We start from the raw sequence: 16,992 nt of genomic DNA, 5'->3' as shown, positions 1-16,992 counted from the left end.
TGTGAACGACTGTTGCACAATCTTTGAAAAAATCGTATTTTTACGAATCTTTTTTACAAACAAAATCTAATATAAAAATGAATACAGAACAGTTTGTGAGCCGTCACATTTCCATGAATGAAGCAGATAAGCAGGCAATGATGGAGAAAATTGGCGTTTCGAATATCGAGGAACTTATTTCTCAAACTATCCCAACATCTATCCGTTTAGAAAAAGATCTTCAGATTTCGGAGCCGCTTTCCGAATACGAAATGCTGAATCATTCTAAAGAATTAGCTTCTAAAAATACAGAGTTTACGAGCTATATAGGATTTGGATATTACAATACGCTGCTTCCATCGGCAATTCAGAGAAACATCTTCGAAAACCCAAGTTGGTACACTGCGTACACTCCTTATCAGGCTGAAATTGCTCAGGGAAGATTAGAAGCTCTCCTTAATTTCCAGACTGTTGTATGCGATCTTACCGGTTTTGGCTTAGCAAACGCATCACTTTTAGATGAAGCTACAGCTTCTGCAGAAGCTATGCACATGTTTTTTAACAACAGAACGAAAGATCAGAAAAAATCGGATGCCAACAAATTTTTTGTATCAGATTTGGTGTTGCCTCAAACAGTATCTGTTCTTAAAACTAAAGCAGAAGGTTTAGGTATAGAAATCGTAGTTGGAGATCACAGTAACCATTCTTTTGATGAATCTTATTATGGTGTTCTATTGCAGTATCCTGGTAAGAACGGAATTGTTTTAGATTATACAGAAAATATTACAGAATACAAGAAATTAGATCTTCAGGTTGTTGTAGCTTGTGATCCGATGGCATTGGTTAAATTAAAATCACCTGCTTCTATGGGAGCAGATTGTGCTGTAGGAACTACGCAGAGATTCGGAATTCCTATGGGATACGGTGGTCCTCACGCAGCATTTTTCGCTTGTAAAGAAGATTACAAAAGAGATATACCGGGAAGAATTATTGGTGTTTCTCAGGATGCTTACGGCAAACGTGCTTTAAGAATGGCACTTCAGACAAGAGAACAGCATATAAAAAGAGAAAGAGCGACTTCTAATATCTGTACAGCACAGGTTTTATTGGCTGTTATGGCAGGGATGTATGCAGTTTATCATGGTCCGAAAGGATTAAATTATATTGCAGACCAAATACATTTTAAAACAAATGCTTTAAATAACGGTTTAAAAGCTTTAGGATATAACACAGTGGAAGAACCTGTTTTTGATACTGTAAAAATCCTGATGAATGAAGATGAAAAATCGAAATTGATGAGAATGATGAAAGATCATAAAATCAATCTCAATTATTTCACAGAAGGCGTGGTAAGTATTGCTCTTAATGAAAGTACTACGCTAGAAAAACTGAATTATCTTATGACTTCTTTTGCCCAGTTTAAAGATAAGCAGGCTTTCAAATTAGAATTAAAAGAAGAATTCAGCATTCCGTCGGATATTTTAAGAAAAGATGAAATTCTTACAGAAGAAGTATTCAACAGATACCATACAGAAACCGAATTAATGCGCTATATCAAGCGTTTGGAAAGAAAAGACCTGTCTTTAACACATTCTATGATTTCTCTTGGTTCTTGTACAATGAAGTTGAATGCAGCTACAGAAATGCTTCCGCTTTCTTGGGATAACTGGGGAAGTGTACATCCTTTTGTTCCTGTAGAACAGGCTAAAGGTTATCAGGAAATGATTCATGAATTGGAAAAGGATCTTGCAGAAATTACAGGCTTTGCAGGAACTTCTTTACAGCCGAATTCCGGAGCTCAAGGAGAGTATGCAGGTTTAATGGTAATTAGAGAGTATCATATTTCGAGAGGTGAAGGTCACAGAAATGTTGTTTTAATTCCTCAGTCTGCACACGGAACCAATCCTGCATCTGCAGCAATGGCAGGAATGAAAATTGTTGTTGTTAAAAACCTTGAAAACGGGGAAATAGATTTCGAAGACTTGAAAGCTAAAACAGAGCAGCATTCTGAAAATCTTGCTTGTGTAATGATTACTTATCCTTCTACTTACGGATTTTTTGATGCCAACATTAAAGAAATTACTTCTTTAGTTCATGAGCATGGAGGTCAGGTTTATATGGACGGAGCTAATATGAATGCACAGGTAGGTTATACCAGTCCGGGAAATATTGGTGCAGATGTTTGTCATTTAAATCTTCATAAAACTTTTGCCATTCCTCATGGTGGTGGAGGTCCTGGAGTTGGTCCTATTTGTGTAGCAAAACACTTGGTTCCATTTCTTCCAACCAATGCCAATATTAATGTAGGTTCTAAAGAAGCTATCGAAGGAATTTCGGCTGCACCTTACGGTTCTGGTTTAATTCTAAATATTTCTTACGCATACATTAAAATGTTGGGTACAGCAGGATTGAAAAAAGCTACCGAACATGCAATTTTGAATGCCAACTATTTAAAAGAAGTTTTGGCAGAACATTTCCCGATTCTATATTCTAATGCAAACGGAAGAGTAGCACACGAATGTATTGTAGATTTCAGACAGTTTAAATCTCTAGGAATTGAGGTTGCTGATGTTGCAAAGAGATTAATGGATTACGGATTCCACGCTCCTACAGTTTCTTTCCCGGTTGCCGGAACATTAATGATAGAGCCAACAGAATCTGAAAGTAAAGCAGAAATTGACCGTTTTGCGGAAGCTTTAATTTCCATTAAGCATGAAATTGATGAGATTGCCAATGGAGAAGCAGATCCTGCGAATAATGTGTTGAAAAATGCTCCTCATACGGAACAAATTGTTGTTTCAGATTCTTGGGATAAGCCTTATTCTAGAGAAAAAGCAGCTTACCCGTTGGATTGGGTAAGAGATCATAAATTCTTCGCTTCGGTTTCAAGAATTGATGAAGCTTATGGCGACAGAAATTTGGTTTGTACTTGCGAACCTATTGAAGCTTATATGTAATTGAAATTTTTTCAATAATATATTTTGGGGAATGTACAGAATGTGCATTCCCAATTTTTTTGTTTAATAAAATGGCTAATTCAACCTGAGTTCGGATAAGAAATATTTAAATAGTTCTGATATTCAGATATTAATTATTTTATCGCAAAGAAAAACAAAGATAAGTTTACTTCTTGAAATGCTTTTGAGCTATACAAAGGCACTTTGCTTAGCAAAATAACACAAAGTTTTGTATTACTTTGCTAAGTTATACGTCATGGTTTATCTTAAACATATATAAATCAAAAATTTAACCTATTGTTTAGCTTTGCGTTTTATAAATCCTTATCTCAAACTTAGGTAAAAACAAAAAAATCCGGCATTAAGCCGGATTAATATTTAGATAAAGTATCTTTTATTTAACGAGCGTGTCGAAAGGTGCCAATTTAAAATCATCAGATTTTACCTGCTCAAAATAAGAAGATTTGCTGTTGCTTTTAAGTTTTTTCATGGCTTTGGAAGCTGCTAAGAAATCTGAATCTACTTTTGTAGCAATCTCTGTTGGTTTAAAATCTTTTTTTACAGATTCATCTTCTACTCCAAGGTAACCATTTTTTTTGGTGATGTAATTAATGTAGTTATTATAATTTCCCAAAGTATTTCTAAAGTATAATGTATGATAGTTCATACATTTTGTAGAGTTTTTTTTGTTTACAATACAGCTTGCCATATTGCCTTTGTAGAGATCAAATTCTGCAGATAAGGTTTCATATTCTTTTTTCAGAGCTTGTTTTCCATTGGTATAAATAGAATTGTCGCCTTGTGCTTCACTTATTTTTTTAAGATGTTCTAAAACAACAGGAACAGTGTTTTCAATTTTAGATTTTGCTTCCGAAACAGCTCCAAAAACAGATGAAGACTGTGCGGCTGCAACATTAAATATTAATAACAATAATACAGAAAATAACGTATATCTTTTCATGAGTAATTTTTAAAGCACTAAAATAAATATATTTTCTCATTTTATGCCTATTCATTTCGATTTTATTTAATATAATTTAACAATTTTTAGGGATTTTCTCCATTTATTTAACTTTTACTGATAACTTGAGATTGGTAATCAGTTAGATTTGATATTCAATTTTAATTTAATTGTTTTATTTTCAAGGTGTTATATAATTTAACAGTTTATAACTATAAAAATAGTTGTATGATTAGAAATAATTTCTACATTTGTATAACTAATTCATTAGTGATAGTTTTTCAAAGTGAAGTTTGAAAATAATTGTCGGAAAACTAAAATCTGTACCAATGCAGATCGTAGTTTAAAACAGTAAAAAGTTAAATGCTTTTTATATAATGAAAAAGTAGATGTTTCTACCATTTAGATTGAAATAAAATTATGAAAATACACACTTTAACCAAAGCAGAAGAACAGGTAATGCAGTTTTTATGGAAATTACAGAAAGGTTTCCTTAAAGATGTACTGGATCTTTTTCCGGAACCAAAACCTCATACCAATACGGTTTCTACGATTCTTAAAGTTTTGAAGGAAAAAGATTTTGTTGATTATGAAGTTTTTGGGCGACAACATCAGTATTACCCTTTAATAACGAAGGAACAATATTCTGGTAAAACCATGAAAAATCTTGTGAAAAATTATTTCAAAGGATCTTACAAAAGTGCCGTGTCTTTTTTGGTAGAAAAAAATGAAATGAGCGTAGAAGATCTGGAGATGCTGCTTAACGAACTAAAAAATAAAGATTAATGATGGAAGCTGTATTTTTTTATTTAGGTAAAGTAATTTTATGCTCCGGTGTAATGTTTCTCTATTATCAGTTGTCTTTAAAAGACAAGACGTTTCATCATTACAATAGGTTTTATCTTCTTTCGGCTATGGGAATCTCCATTTTGCTGCCTTTAATAAAAGTAGAAGATTTTACCATTGAAGTAAGTAAGAATCTGTTTTTATTACTCAGTCAGTTTCAGAATATTAACCAAGAAAATACTATAAACAATGACTACATTTATCTTAAAATTATTTTTTCAGCTCTGGGAGTGGTTTCTTTCTATTTTTTAGGGAAATTTCTTTACGGAATTTTCAGAATACAACAACTGAAAACACAGTTTCAGAAAGAAAGTTTTGAAGGAGTTAATTTCTATCAGACCAATCTTTCGGAAGCACCATTTTCTTATTTCAAAAATCTTTTTTGGAAAAACACCATTACGCTGAACTCTGAAGTAGGAAAACAGATTCTGAAGCACGAAATGGTTCATATTGAACAGAAACATTCTGTCGACAAAATTATTGTGGAAATTATAACTTCAGTTTTTTGGTTTAACCCTTTCTTCCACATCATTAAAAAAGAAATCAATCTTATACACGAATATCTGGCTGATAAAAAAGCCGTTAAACAATCGGATACCAAAGCATTTGCGCAGATGCTTTTAGCAAGCCACTTTTCCGGAACACAGTTGCCTGCTACAAGTCCGTTTCTTAGTTCAAACCTTAAAAAAAGACTTAAAATGTTACAAAAACCCAAAACAAAATTCGGTTATGCGCGAAGAATATTTGCCCTACCTGTGCTTTTTACTGTTGCCTTTGCTTATATGGTAAATGCAAAAAATAAAGAAATTAAGGAAACCAATATCGAAATCGATAAAGCTGTTTCCGAAATAAAAAAAGACACTTTATCACCCAAAAATGAAGTTGAGCAGATAGTACAATTGCAGCAGGATAAAATTTCTAATGCCAATGAAAAACTGAAAATACAATCTGAAAAACTAAAAACACTAAGCGAAAAATCCAAAGAAAAATCTGCAGAACTTAAAAAAATTGCCAAAGAAAAGGGTGAGAATAGCTATGAGTTTGAGCTAAAAGCAAAAGAACTTAAAAGTCTTACCCGAGAAATGGATAAAATTGTCGATAAAGACAAATTATTCGATATGGATATGAAAAGGGTAGAAGATATTAGAAATAATATTGCAGCAATTAGTCCCAAATTTAATGTTGATAAAGTAGAGATTAAAAGAATTTTTCCGGACGGAGACAATTATAAAGTAACCGTAAATGGAGAGGAAAAAGATTTCGATAAAATTTTTGATGCAAAAGTTTTTAAAGATTTGAATGTTGATGCCAAAGTATTAAAATTTTTAAGAGATAAGTTTAATTCTTCAGATTTTAAAGAAAAGCTTGGTAAAACTAATAATATTTATATACAGAGTAGAGATAGTAAAAGTAGTTTCCCAAGTGTTAAAAGACTTGATTTGGATAAAGATCTTGGCGGTAAATTTTTATTTAATGAACTTAGTAATTTGAATAATGAAATTATAAATGGCAAAGGAAACCTTTCTAAAAAAGAACTTCGAAAACTAGAAAAACTTGCAAAAGAGCGAGCTAAAGTTGAAGAAAAGTTACGCGATATTAAAAAGCAACAAAAAGATTTGCAGGGAAATCCATGGATGATTTCTGTGAATGCATACGATTCTAAAGTAAAATATACTGCAACAACGAAATATACAGAAACTCCAAATCCTCCAATTCCACCAAATGCTCCAATTCTTTCTCGTGGCACGGTTTTCAAAACTACTGCTGCAGAGATGATTAAAGCTAATTCTGATGAAAATATTAAATATTTTGTCGATGGAAATCCTATATCAAAAGAAGAAATGCAGAATATTAATCCTAAAGATATAGAATCTATGAATGTTAATAAAACAAAGGTTGATGGAAAGCAAGCAGGAGAGATTCATATTAAATTGAAGAAAAAATAGCTTTCAAAATACAGTATCATTTATTCTAAATGAAAAAAACTAATAGAACTAAATTAAACAAAACCCAATAATGAGAAAAATTATTGCCTTTTTAATGATAATAAGCGGTTTTTTCAGCTTTGCACAAAATCGTTTTTTTTACGAGTATAAATTTATCCCGGATTCTACCAATAAAGCGGATGTAAAAAAAGAAATGATGCTTTTGGATATTGATAAAAACGGATCCAGTTATTATAGTCAAGACAAATATATTTCAGATTCTACCACAAAAGCGGAACTGGAAAAGCAAATGAAAGTTTCTTCCGGAAATTTCACCATTAAAAGAACCGAAAAAGGTGGCGTAGTAGGGTATAAAGTAACAAAGCAGTATCCGGATTTTAAAACGTTTATCTACTTAAAAGTTTCTTCAGATACCTACAAAGTTGAAGAAGACCAGAAACCAGAATGGAAAATATTGCAGGATAAGCAGAAAATAGGAGAATATAATGCTCAAAAAGCAACTACCAATTTTGGCGGAAGAGAATGGGTTGCTTGGTTTTCTACAGACATCCCTTTTCAGGACGGACCTTATAAATTTTACGGTCTTCCCGGTTTAATTGTGAAAATTGAAGATAAAACAGGTTCTCACTCGATGACTTTGGTGGGTAATAAAACTTTTCAAACCGTAAAAACTCAGGAGCAGGATCTTCCGGCAGGGATTCAATTGTTCGGGATGGGTGGTAAAGAAATCGAAACCAATGAAAAGCAATTTAAAAAAGTATGGAAAAACTACGTAAACGATCCTACTAAAAATATGCGGGAAATGATGATGAAGAATTCGGATGGTAATAATAAGGTTATTTTTAAATCCAAATCTGCAGATGGTAGAGAGATTTCAGATCCAAACCAAGTTTTTAGGGAAATCGAAAAAAACCTAAGAGAGAGTTTTAAAAAGAATAATAATTTTATAGAACCAGATTTATATAAATAATTTTGAAGTAGTAAAGTACAGGGATTTTCCTGTGGAAGTCGGAAGGATTTTTCTTCCGACTTTTTAATTTTTACTGAGTAAGTATAGTTTTAAGTGGCTCTTAATTAGCCGTTTTATATTTGATATAATAATTTCTGTTGAATTCCACTGCATTTGAGTTGGAAAGCTTTACAGTCTGCCAATCTTCTGTCGGGTTAATTGTTTGATTATCAATTCTAATGGGAAGCTTTAAGCCTTTTACTGTATTCGTATAACGGAATTTCAGTTTATTACCTGTTTGTACATATTCTAAGACCGGAACTTTTGTAGTTCTTAAATATTGATTGAATACCGTAGAAAAATCGATACCCGATTTTTCAGAAATATATCGTTCAACCTGTTGTGTAGTAATATTTTTATGGTAGAAATCTTTGTTTAATCCTCTAAGAATTTGTCTAAACTTTTCATCATTGTTAATGACCTGTCTTATGGTGTGGATTAAACTTGCTCCTTTATTGTAAATATCGCTGCTTCCTTCATTATTTACACCATATTTCCCAATAAGCGGAATGTCGTTTTCTATATTTTTTTGAAGCCCTTGGGCATAAATATCAGCAGACTTTTTATCCATAAAACTTTCAGTAAACAAAACTTCAGAATACATGGTAAAAGCTTCATGAATCCACATATCTGCTTTGTCGGTTGCCGTAATATTATTGGCAAACCATTCGTGTCCGCTTTCATGAATAATAATGTAATCCCAATTAAGCCCCACTCCGGTTCCCGAAAGATCTGTTCCTAAATAACCGTTTGCGTAACCATTACCGTAAGCAATATTGCTTTGGTGTTCCATCCCTAAATACGGCGTTTCTACCAACTTGTAAGAATCTTCATAAAAAGGATACGGACCGAACCAATATTCGAAAGATTTCAACATAGGTTTTACCTGCTGAAACTGTTTTTTTGCTTTTTCTAAATTATAGTCAATTACCCAATAATCTAAATCCAGCTTTCCTTTTTCGCCGTCATAAGTATCTTTAAAATTGACATATTTTCCGATACTCGGGATAATAGAATAAGGATTAATGGTATTTTTTACTTCCCAAGTCCAGACCGTTCTGTTATCTCCAATAGAATTTCCAATTGCTACTTTTTTGTCTATCAGTCTTCCGTTACCGACGCCGACCAATCCCATTTTGGTAATGATGTTCATGGTCATTCCTTCATCTGGCTCATCGCTCCAAATATCTTTTACAGGAAGCCAGACAGAAGCACCAATTCCTTCGTCTGCAACACTCATCCAAGGATTTCCTTTTTCATCTTTAGTGAAAATCCATCCGCCGTCCCAAGGTGCATTTTTAGCAATAATAGGCTCTCCGGAATAAGAAATTTCTATTGAGAATCTTTCTCCTTTTTTGAAATCTTTGTTAGAAGAAATAAAAATAAAATCGCCGTCTCTTTTAAAAGCTTTAGAAGTCGGAAAACTGCATTGTACTGCATGAACAACTAAGGGTTGCTGCAAATCTATCTGAAATATAGGATTGGAAATATCTTTGGTAATTTCAAAACTGATTTTATTAGTTCCTGAAATGCTTTTCTTTTCAAATTCAGGCTCAATAGACAGATCATACCTTTTTACATCCCAAAAATTTCTGTATTCTGTGTTAGATCCTTTTAAAGTATCCTGTTTTGTGAACGTTTTATCATGATTAAAAAGTTGCCCAAAATGTAAAGTTGAACAGAATAAAAGTGCCAACGAAATTATTTTCATCTTAAATTTTATAAATGATATTCAAAAATAAAGAATATTATTCAACAAATTCTGAAATTTAATAAATCCTGTATTTCAGGATGACTTTAGGCGTTTTAATGATAAGATTTAAACTAAAAAAATCCGTTACAACAATGAAGTGTAACGGATTGATATCATATAAATATTTTTGAATATCTGTAATGAATGATATTTAAAAATAAGTGTCTTTGTAAACGGAATTGAATTATATTTTAGCTTATTTCATTTTTTCTAAACCCATTTCTCGTTTAAGTGTTTTTTTATAGGTGTAAGAACACATAATAATACTGAATTCATATAAAAACAATAGTGGCAACGCTGCCATAATCATACTTAAAACATCTGCAGGAGTAATAATTGCTGCAACAATCATAATAAGTACAATTGCATGTCTTCTGTATGTTTTCATAAATTTTGGAGTAAGAATTCCTATGCTGGTAAGAAAATAAATAACGATAGGAAACAGAAAAACAACTCCCATACCTAAAACCACCTGTAAAAAAAGAGTAGTATAATCGCTTAAATCATACAGGGGAATGATAATATCCGATATTTTAAAAATCACCCCAAAATTTACAGCAAAAGGCAAAATAAGGAAGTATCCGCATAAAACTCCGGTCATGAAAAGAATCCAGACGGCATTAATAATAAAGATTGAGTTTTTTCTTTCGTTGGGATGCAGTGCCGGACTTATAAATCTCCAAAGTTCCCAAACAATATAAGGAAATGCAATAACCAAACCTCCAAAAATAGAAACCGCCATCATTACATTAAACTGCTGATATAACCTTTGCACACGCACAGGAAATTCTTCGGGTAAAGTAATGCTGTCGCTCCCAAGAATCCATCTTGAAAAATCGTTTACAAGCTTGAAAGTAGGAAAATCGTTTCTTGTAGGACCAAAAAAGATGTGGTCCATAATCCAGTTAATATTAAAACCTACTACAAATGCAGCAATTACTATTGCAATGATAGCTCGGATAAGATGCCCTCTCAGTTCGCCAATATGTCCAAAAAAAGACATTTCTTTTTCTTCACTCACGGGTAATTTTTTAAAGATTCAAATTTAGGAAAAAGTTTCAGTAAAAGAAGTTTAATCCTTTATCTCTACAAATTCTGATATGTTTTCTGAGATTTTTAAGAAAGCAGTTAACATTTAATTAATTCCTTCATCCAACAGTTTATGCAAATCGATAATCCCAAAATACTTGCTGTTTTCAGTAACAATGAGTTGTCCTATATTGTTGTTTTTTAGGATTTTCATAGCATCTTTTGCCAAAGCATCTTTTTCGATTGTTTTAGGGTTTACAGACATAATGTCTTTTGCCAAAACTTTAGAAATATCATCTCCATTTAGAAGCATTCTTCGTAAATCTCCATCGGTAATAACTCCAATAATTTCTTCGTGGTCGGTAACCACTGTAATTCCGTGGCTTGAAGCACTAATGGAAATAATTACCTCTTTTATGGAAGATTCCTGGCTTACCTGAGGTTTTTGCGAAGATACAAACTGTTCCACTCTGGCGGTTAAATTTTTACCCAAACTGCCACCCGGATGAAATTTTGCAAAATCATTTTCTTTAAAATGATTCCATTCCATCAGACAGATTGCCAATGCATCTCCCAAAGCCATTTGGTTTGTGGTAGAACTTGTTGGTGCCAATTGTATAGGACAGGCTTCAACATCTACGTGCGTATCTAATATTACGTCAGAAAATTCTGCCAATTTGCTTTTTCTGTTACCCGTCATTCCTATTAAAGCGGAAGAATAATCTTTAAGATAGGTTACAAGGTTAACAATTTCAGGAGAATTTCCGGAATTGGAAATACATAGAACGACATCTTGTTTTTGGATAACGCCTAAATCTCCGTGTATTGCTTCCGAAGCGTGTAAAAACTGTGCAGGAGTTCCGGTGGAATTGAGTGTAGCAACAATTTTATTTCCCACATGGGCAGATTTTCCGATGCCTACTACAATTAATTTTCCTTTTGCTGAATGAATAATTTCTACGGCTTTTACAAATTCGTCACCTATTCTCTGTTTAAGTTTTTCCAGTTCTGAAATTTCTATCGAAAGTGTACTTGTTGCAATTGAAATGATCTTGTCTCTTTCCATTTTTCATTGAAAATTAATGTATAGAATATCAAAGTTCTTAATTTGTAAAATATATAAATAAAGGTCTTAAAAATTCTATTGCTTTTGTTTTAACTAAAATTTTTATAACTTTGAATTAGATGCAAATTTAGCAATACAAAATTAGATGAGTGCAAAAAAAGCCAATTTATCGGGCGAATTGAAAAAATACTTTGGGTTTTCAACCTTCAAAGGACAGCAGGAAGAAATCATCAGTAATCTTCAGGAAGGTAAAGATATTTTTGTGCTAATGCCTACTGGTGGAGGAAAATCGCTTTGTTACCAACTTCCGGCTCTTATATCGGAAGGTACAGCGATTGTTGTTTCCCCATTAATTGCCCTGATGAAAAATCAGGTGGATGCAGTTAACGGATTGTCTTCAGAAAACGGCGTTGCGCATGTTCTTAACTCTTCTCTCAACAAAACTCAGACCAAGCAGGTTTTTGATGATATTAAATCTGGAAAAACCAAACTTTTATATGTAGCTCCGGAATCTTTAATTAAAGAAGATTATGTGGATTTTTTAAAAGATGTAAAAATATCTTTTTTTGCCATAGACGAAGCACACTGTATTTCAGAATGGGGACACGATTTCCGCCCGGAATACCGAAATTTAAAATCTATTATCGATAAAATAGCAGATGTGCCTGTTATTGCTTTAACCGCAACGGCAACTCCTAAAGTTCAGGATGATATTCAGAAAACTCTAGGGATGACTAATGCAATGGTTTTTAAAGAAAGCTTCAACAGACCCAATTTGTTTTATGAAGTAAAACCGAAAGTAAATATTGATAAGGAAATTGTAAAATTCATCAATAAAAATAAAGGAAAATCGGGGATTGTTTATTGTCTCAGCAGAAGAAAAGTGGAAGAGTTTGCACAGCTTCTGCAGGTAAACGGCATTAATGCACTTCCTTATCATGCGGGTCTGGACCAAAAAGTAAGGGTTGCCAATCAGGACAAGTTCCTTATGGAAGAAGCCGATGTTATTGTTGCAACAATAGCATTCGGAATGGGGATAGATAAGCCGGATGTACGTTTTGTAATTCATTACGATTTTCCAAAATCTTTGGAGAGTTATTATCAGGAAACGGGTCGTGCAGGTCGAGATGGCGGAGAAGGTTACTGTTTGGCTTTCTATGATCCTAAAGATATTGAAAAACTTGAAAAATTTCTTGCTCAAAAACCTGTTTCCGAAAGAGAAATCGGTTTGCAGCTTCTTAACGAAGTAGTTGGTTATGCCGAAACTTCCATGAGCAGAAGGCAATATATTTTATATTATTTTGGTGAACAGTTTGATCCTGTGCATGGTGATGGAGCCAATATGTGCGATAATTCTTCCAATCCTCCAAAATTGAAAGATGCTACCGGAGATTTAAAACGGGTTCTTGAACTTATAGATGATACAAAAGAAAAATTCAAATCCAAAGATTTAATTTCTGTTATTGTCGGGAAAGAAAATGCTGTTACAAAGTCGTATAAATTAGAGCAGAGTTCATTCTTTGGTTTCGGGAAAAATGAGAAAGATAATTATTGGAAAACAATTTTAAGACAGGCAACTGTTCAGAATTTTTTAAATAAAGATATAGAAACCTACGGTGTGCTAAAAATTTCCGAAAAGGGAAAACAGGTTTTGAATGGTAATTTTAAAGAACCTTTTCAAATTGCAGAAGATAGGGAGTTCGATTTATCTCAGACAAAAGCAGAAAGCGATCAGGTTCAGATGCAGTCTGGTGGAGGTTTAGACCAAAATCTTTTTGCACTTCTGAAAGATTTAAGAAAGAAAATTGCCAAAAAGCACGAAATTCCGCCTTACACGGTGTTTATGGATCCGAGTTTGGAGGATATGACCGTTCAGTATCCCGTTACAGTAGAAGAAATCGCGAAAATATACGGCGTAGGTGAGGGTAAAGCTAAAAAATACGGTAAAGAATTTGCCGATTTTATTGCGAAATATGTTGAAGATAACAATATAGAACGTACTCAGGACATGGTTCTGAAGCAGGTTGCGAATAAATCCAGCCATAAAGTTTTCATTATTCAGAATACGGATAAAAAAATTGATCTTGAAGATATTGCAAGAGCCAAAAATCTTTCCATAAGTGAACTTTTGAAAGAAATGGAACGTATTGTGTATCAGGGTACTAAATTGAATATTGATTATTACATTGAAGATAATTTTGATGAAGATATCGTAGACGATTTCATGGAATTTATGCGGGAATCTGAAAGCGACAATATGAAAGTTTTGTTAGATGAGTTTGGAGACGAACTTTCGGATGAAGAAGTAAGAATGCTCAGAATTAAGTTTATTAGCGACGTAGCCAATTAGAATACAGCCTTATCCCGTTTTGGGTAAGGTTTTTTATTATGAAAAAGAAGATTTCCATCATATTTATTTTGCCAGATTTGGAAACCGGAGGTGCAGAAAGAATTGTCACCACCATTGCCAATCATTTGTCAAGAGATCTTTTCGATCCTAAAATTCTCCTTCTCAGGAAAGAAGGCGGTTATCTGAATTTAGTAAAAGAAGATGTTGAAATTATAGATATAGATACCGAAAGAATACGTCATTCTCTGAAGCCTATTTTGAAAGAAATATACAAAAGAAAACCACAGATAGTTTTTTCAGGATTCGGGGAAGTTAATGCTTATTTATCGTTATTCATAAAGCTTTTTCCAAGTACAAAATTTATCGCGAGAGAAACCAATGTTGTTTCTGAACACGTTACCAGAAAAGAGATAAGGTTTTTTTATAAATTTTACAATAATTACCATCAGATCATTGCTCAAAGTGATGATATGAAACAGGATCTTATCGGGAATTTTAGTGTAAGAGAATCTAAAATTATTAAAATTAATAATCCTATAGATTTCGATTTTATCAATTCTAAACTGAATTTTTCTTCAAAACCTGAAAGCTTTAAATATAATTTTAAAAATGTGGTTGCAATTGGCAATTTATCTGCCAGAAAAGGGTTTGATAATCTGCTTAAAGTTTTCTCAAGACTGAAAAATGAGAATGTTCTTCTTCATATTTTGGGAGATGGGAGAGATAAAGAAATTCTTCATCAGATGAAAGAATTTTTGGGATTGAAAAACGTAATTTTTCACGGAAGGCAGGAGAATCCGTATGAATTTTTGAAGTTTGCAGATCTTTTTATACTTTCTTCGCGCTACGAAGGTTTTCCCAATGTTTTGCTAGAAGCGGGTGCGTGTGGAACGTATGCTTTAGCCAACAACTGTCCTGGTGGAATTACTGAAATTATTCAGGAAGGAATAAATGGAGAAATTTCAGATATTGAAAACCATGAAGAGTTTTCGCAAATGATTCTTCAGATTTTGCACAGAGAACATGATGAAGACGCCATTAAAAACTGTATACAATCTAAATTTTCCAAAGATATTATTCTTAACCGCTACGAAAAGGTTTTAATGGATATTGTAAAATAAACATAAACCGATAATATTTCTAAATTTGCGGACAAATTTTTTATTCTCATGAAAAAACTCCCGAAATTAGGGTGTGCTTGTGAAAAGCATGATTTAATAGAATCTGAATACAGAACTTCAATTGTCGGAACAGATTTTACAGAAGGTAGAAATGCTGAAGTAAGCATTATTCAATGCAGACTTTGCCAAAGAATCTGGCTTAAATATCTCGTAGAATCAGAAAAATCTCCAGAATTAAGCAGATGGTATAAAGGAATTATCGCCAAAAAAGAAGTTGCAGAAATGAAACCTGAAAATGCAGTAGAATATTTAGAAAATCTACCATGGTATGTTTGTGGTGGAAATTTTTTTGGAAATAAAGAAACTTTTGGAGAAGGTAAACTGGCTTTGGATTTTTAATCGTTTTTTTAAATTTAATCAACCCTCATTCAGTTTTGAAAAAAAACTTGATTAAATTCACTTTCTCACATGGTAATAAATCAGTAAATTTGTAAGAATTAATCATCAGATAATAAATAAATTAAAATATAAAATGAGTCAATTCGATGTTACCGTAATCGGTTCTGGTCCTGGAGGTTATGTAGCTGCTATTCGTGCAGCACAATTGGGTTTCAAAACTGCAATTATCGAAAAATATTCAACTTTGGGAGGAACTTGTCTTAACGTAGGATGTATTCCGTCAAAAGCACTTTTAGACAGTTCTGAGCATTTTGAAAACGCTAAGCATAATTTCGAAAACCACGGGATTATCATCAACGAGCCGAAAGCAGATCTTGCGAGAATGGTTGCCAGAAAAAATGAAGTGGTAGACCAGACTACAAAAGGAATCAACTTTTTGATGGATAAAAACAAAATTACTGTTTTTGAAGGTTTGGGAAGTTTCGAATCTGCCACTCAGATTAAAGTAACTAAAAACGACGGTTCATCCGAAACCATCGAATCTAAATATACCATTATTGCAACAGGTTCTAAACCGTCATCTTTACCTTTCATTACTTTAGATAAAGAAAGAGTGATTACTTCTACAGAAGCTTTAAATTTAAAAGAAATTCCTAAGCATTTGGTCGTAATCGGAGGTGGAGTAATCGGTCTGGAATTGGGTTCTGTTTATTTAAGACTAGGTTCTCAGGTTACTGTAGTAGAATTTATGGATAAAATCATCCCTACAATGGATGGTGCTTTAAGTAAAGAATTAACTAAAGTTCTTAAAAAGCAGGGAATGAAATTTATGCTTTCTACAGCAGTTTCTGCAGTAGAAAGAAACGGAGATAGTGTTAAAATTACTGCTAAAGATAAAAAAGGTGAAGAGGTAACTGTTGAAGGAGATTACTGTTTAGTTTCTGTAGGTAGAAGACCTTATACAGAAGGTTTAGGCTTAGAAAAAGCAGGTGTTGAGCTGGATGAAAGAGGTAGAATTAAAACCAATGATCATTTACAGACTAATGTTGCCAATATTTACGCTATCGGAGATGTAATAAAAGGGGCAATGTTGGCTCACAAAGCTGAAGAAGAAGGAGTTTTTGTTGCTGAAACTTTAGCAGGACAAAAGCCTCACATTAATTATAATTTAATTCCTGGTGTGGTTTATACATGGCCTGAAGTTGCCGGAGTAGGTAAAACTGAAGAGCAATTGAAAGAAGAAGGTGTTGCCTACAAAGTAGGAACTTTCCCAATGAGAGCATTAGGAAGAAGCCGTGCAAGTGGTGATATAGACGGTTTGGTGAAAATTATTGCAGACGAAAAAACCGATGAGGTTCTTGGTTTCCACATGATTGGAGCAAGAGCAGCAGATTTGGTTGCAGAAGGTGTAATGGCAATGGAATTCCGTGCAAGTGCAGAAGACATCGCAAGAAGTTCTCACGCTCACCCAACGTATGCAGAAGCTGTAAAAGAAGCTGCTTTGGATGCTACAGGGAAAAGAGCAATTCACATGTAATCTCAATAAGATTTTATAATATTACGAAGAGAGGCTTTG

General features: G+C 33.3%; 12 protein-coding genes. 8 read left to right on the top strand and 4 right to left on the bottom strand.

All coding sequences use genetic code 11. The annotated features are described in order from the left end of the window. The first annotated feature begins 77 nt into the window (after positions 1–77). Complete coding sequence (gcvP, locus tag MTP08_RS08330) at positions 78–2,936, top strand: aminomethyl-transferring glycine dehydrogenase (protein ID WP_243575586.1); 2,859 nt, start codon at positions 78–80, stop codon at positions 2,934–2,936. 394 nt (positions 2,937–3,330) lie between these two features. On the opposite strand, the gene MTP08_RS08325 is transcribed toward gcvP, so the two are convergent. Further along, positions 3,331–3,897, bottom strand: a complete 567-nt coding sequence (locus MTP08_RS08325; protein WP_243575585.1) for a hypothetical protein — start codon at positions 3,895–3,897, stop codon at positions 3,331–3,333. A 420-nt stretch (positions 3,898–4,317) separates the two neighbouring features. On the opposite strand from MTP08_RS08325, the gene MTP08_RS08320 reads away from it, so the two are divergent. The 3 genes from MTP08_RS08320 (at position 4,318) to MTP08_RS08310 (ending at position 7,659) form a co-directional block, all read left to right on the top strand. Beyond that, positions 4,318–4,683, top strand: coding sequence for a BlaI/MecI/CopY family transcriptional regulator (locus MTP08_RS08320; RefSeq protein ID WP_243575584.1), 366 nt, complete (start codon positions 4,318–4,320; stop codon positions 4,681–4,683). Beyond that, positions 4,683–6,689, top strand: a complete 2,007-nt coding sequence (locus MTP08_RS08315; protein WP_243575583.1) for a M56 family metallopeptidase — start codon at positions 4,683–4,685, stop codon at positions 6,687–6,689. Before MTP08_RS08320 ends, MTP08_RS08315 begins: the two co-directional genes overlap by 1 nt. A 70-nt stretch (positions 6,690–6,759) precedes the next feature. After that, entirely contained in the window at positions 6,760–7,659 is a 900-nt protein-coding gene (locus MTP08_RS08310; RefSeq protein WP_243575582.1) for a GLPGLI family protein, read from the top strand. A gap of 100 nt (positions 7,660–7,759) precedes the next feature. Here the strand turns inward: MTP08_RS08310 and MTP08_RS08305 are convergent, their stop codons facing one another. From MTP08_RS08305 to MTP08_RS08295, 3 genes are all read right to left on the bottom strand, one after another. Continuing rightward, entirely contained in the window at positions 7,760–9,409 is a 1,650-nt protein-coding gene (locus MTP08_RS08305; RefSeq protein WP_243575581.1) for a M1 family metallopeptidase, read from the bottom strand. 238 nt (positions 9,410–9,647) lie between these two features. Further along, the gene (tatC, locus tag MTP08_RS08300) at positions 9,648–10,472 is read right to left on the bottom strand and encodes a twin-arginine translocase subunit TatC (protein WP_243575580.1); all 825 of its coding nucleotides are present in this window, start codon (positions 10,470–10,472) and stop codon (positions 9,648–9,650) included. 114 nt (positions 10,473–10,586) lie between these two features. Continuing rightward, complete coding sequence (locus MTP08_RS08295) at positions 10,587–11,546, bottom strand: KpsF/GutQ family sugar-phosphate isomerase (protein ID WP_243575579.1); 960 nt, start codon at positions 11,544–11,546, stop codon at positions 10,587–10,589. A 145-nt stretch (positions 11,547–11,691) separates the two neighbouring features. On the opposite strand from MTP08_RS08295, the gene recQ reads away from it, so the two are divergent. The 4 genes from recQ to lpdA all read left to right on the top strand — a co-directional run bounded on the left by recQ (position 11,692) and on the right by lpdA (position 16,953). Continuing rightward, positions 11,692–13,896 carry a DNA helicase RecQ gene (gene recQ / locus MTP08_RS08290; protein WP_243575578.1) on the top strand — a complete coding sequence of 735 codons (2,205 nt, stop codon included), beginning with the start codon at positions 11,692–11,694 and terminating at the stop codon, positions 13,894–13,896. 38 nt (positions 13,897–13,934) lie between these two features. After that, a complete protein-coding gene (locus tag MTP08_RS08285) occupies positions 13,935–15,017 on the top strand; it encodes a glycosyltransferase (RefSeq protein ID WP_243575577.1) in 1,083 nt (360 codons plus the stop codon). A gap of 48 nt (positions 15,018–15,065) precedes the next feature. Further along, positions 15,066–15,416 carry a hypothetical protein gene (locus MTP08_RS08280; protein WP_243575576.1) on the top strand — a complete coding sequence of 117 codons (351 nt, stop codon included), beginning with the start codon at positions 15,066–15,068 and terminating at the stop codon, positions 15,414–15,416. A 133-nt stretch (positions 15,417–15,549) separates the two neighbouring features. Next, positions 15,550–16,953 (top strand): dihydrolipoyl dehydrogenase, encoded by a 1,404-nt coding sequence (lpdA, locus tag MTP08_RS08275; RefSeq protein WP_243575575.1) that lies wholly within the window; start codon positions 15,550–15,552, stop codon positions 16,951–16,953. Positions 16,954–16,992 lie beyond the last annotated feature (39 nt).

This window comes from Chryseobacterium oryzae (genome assembly GCF_022811665.1).
GTDB lineage: Bacteria > Bacteroidota > Bacteroidia > Flavobacteriales > Weeksellaceae > Chryseobacterium > Chryseobacterium oryzae.
This window is presented reverse-complemented; position numbering and strand designations above follow the sequence as displayed.

What these genes read in the sequence shown, in the direction of transcription:
- gcvP (WP_243575586.1), top strand. Translation starts at nt 78, where the DNA reads ATGAATACAGAACAGTTTGTGAGCCGTCACATTTCCATGAATGAAGCA.
- MTP08_RS08325 (WP_243575585.1), bottom strand. Translation starts at nt 3,897, where the DNA reads ATGAAAAGATATACGTTATTTTCTGTATTATTGTTATTAATATTTAAT.
- MTP08_RS08320 (WP_243575584.1), top strand. Translation starts at nt 4,318, where the DNA reads ATGAAAATACACACTTTAACCAAAGCAGAAGAACAGGTAATGCAGTTT.
- MTP08_RS08315 (WP_243575583.1), top strand. Translation starts at nt 4,683, where the DNA reads ATGATGGAAGCTGTATTTTTTTATTTAGGTAAAGTAATTTTATGCTCC.
- MTP08_RS08310 (WP_243575582.1), top strand. Translation starts at nt 6,760, where the DNA reads ATGAGAAAAATTATTGCCTTTTTAATGATAATAAGCGGTTTTTTCAGC.
- MTP08_RS08305 (WP_243575581.1), bottom strand. Translation starts at nt 9,409, where the DNA reads ATGAAAATAATTTCGTTGGCACTTTTATTCTGTTCAACTTTACATTTT.
- MTP08_RS08295 (WP_243575579.1), bottom strand. Translation starts at nt 11,546, where the DNA reads ATGGAAAGAGACAAGATCATTTCAATTGCAACAAGTACACTTTCGATA.
- recQ (WP_243575578.1), top strand. Translation starts at nt 11,692, where the DNA reads ATGAGTGCAAAAAAAGCCAATTTATCGGGCGAATTGAAAAAATACTTT.
- MTP08_RS08285 (WP_243575577.1), top strand. Translation starts at nt 13,935, where the DNA reads ATGAAAAAGAAGATTTCCATCATATTTATTTTGCCAGATTTGGAAACC.
- MTP08_RS08280 (WP_243575576.1), top strand. Translation starts at nt 15,066, where the DNA reads ATGAAAAAACTCCCGAAATTAGGGTGTGCTTGTGAAAAGCATGATTTA.
- lpdA (WP_243575575.1), top strand. Translation starts at nt 15,550, where the DNA reads ATGAGTCAATTCGATGTTACCGTAATCGGTTCTGGTCCTGGAGGTTAT.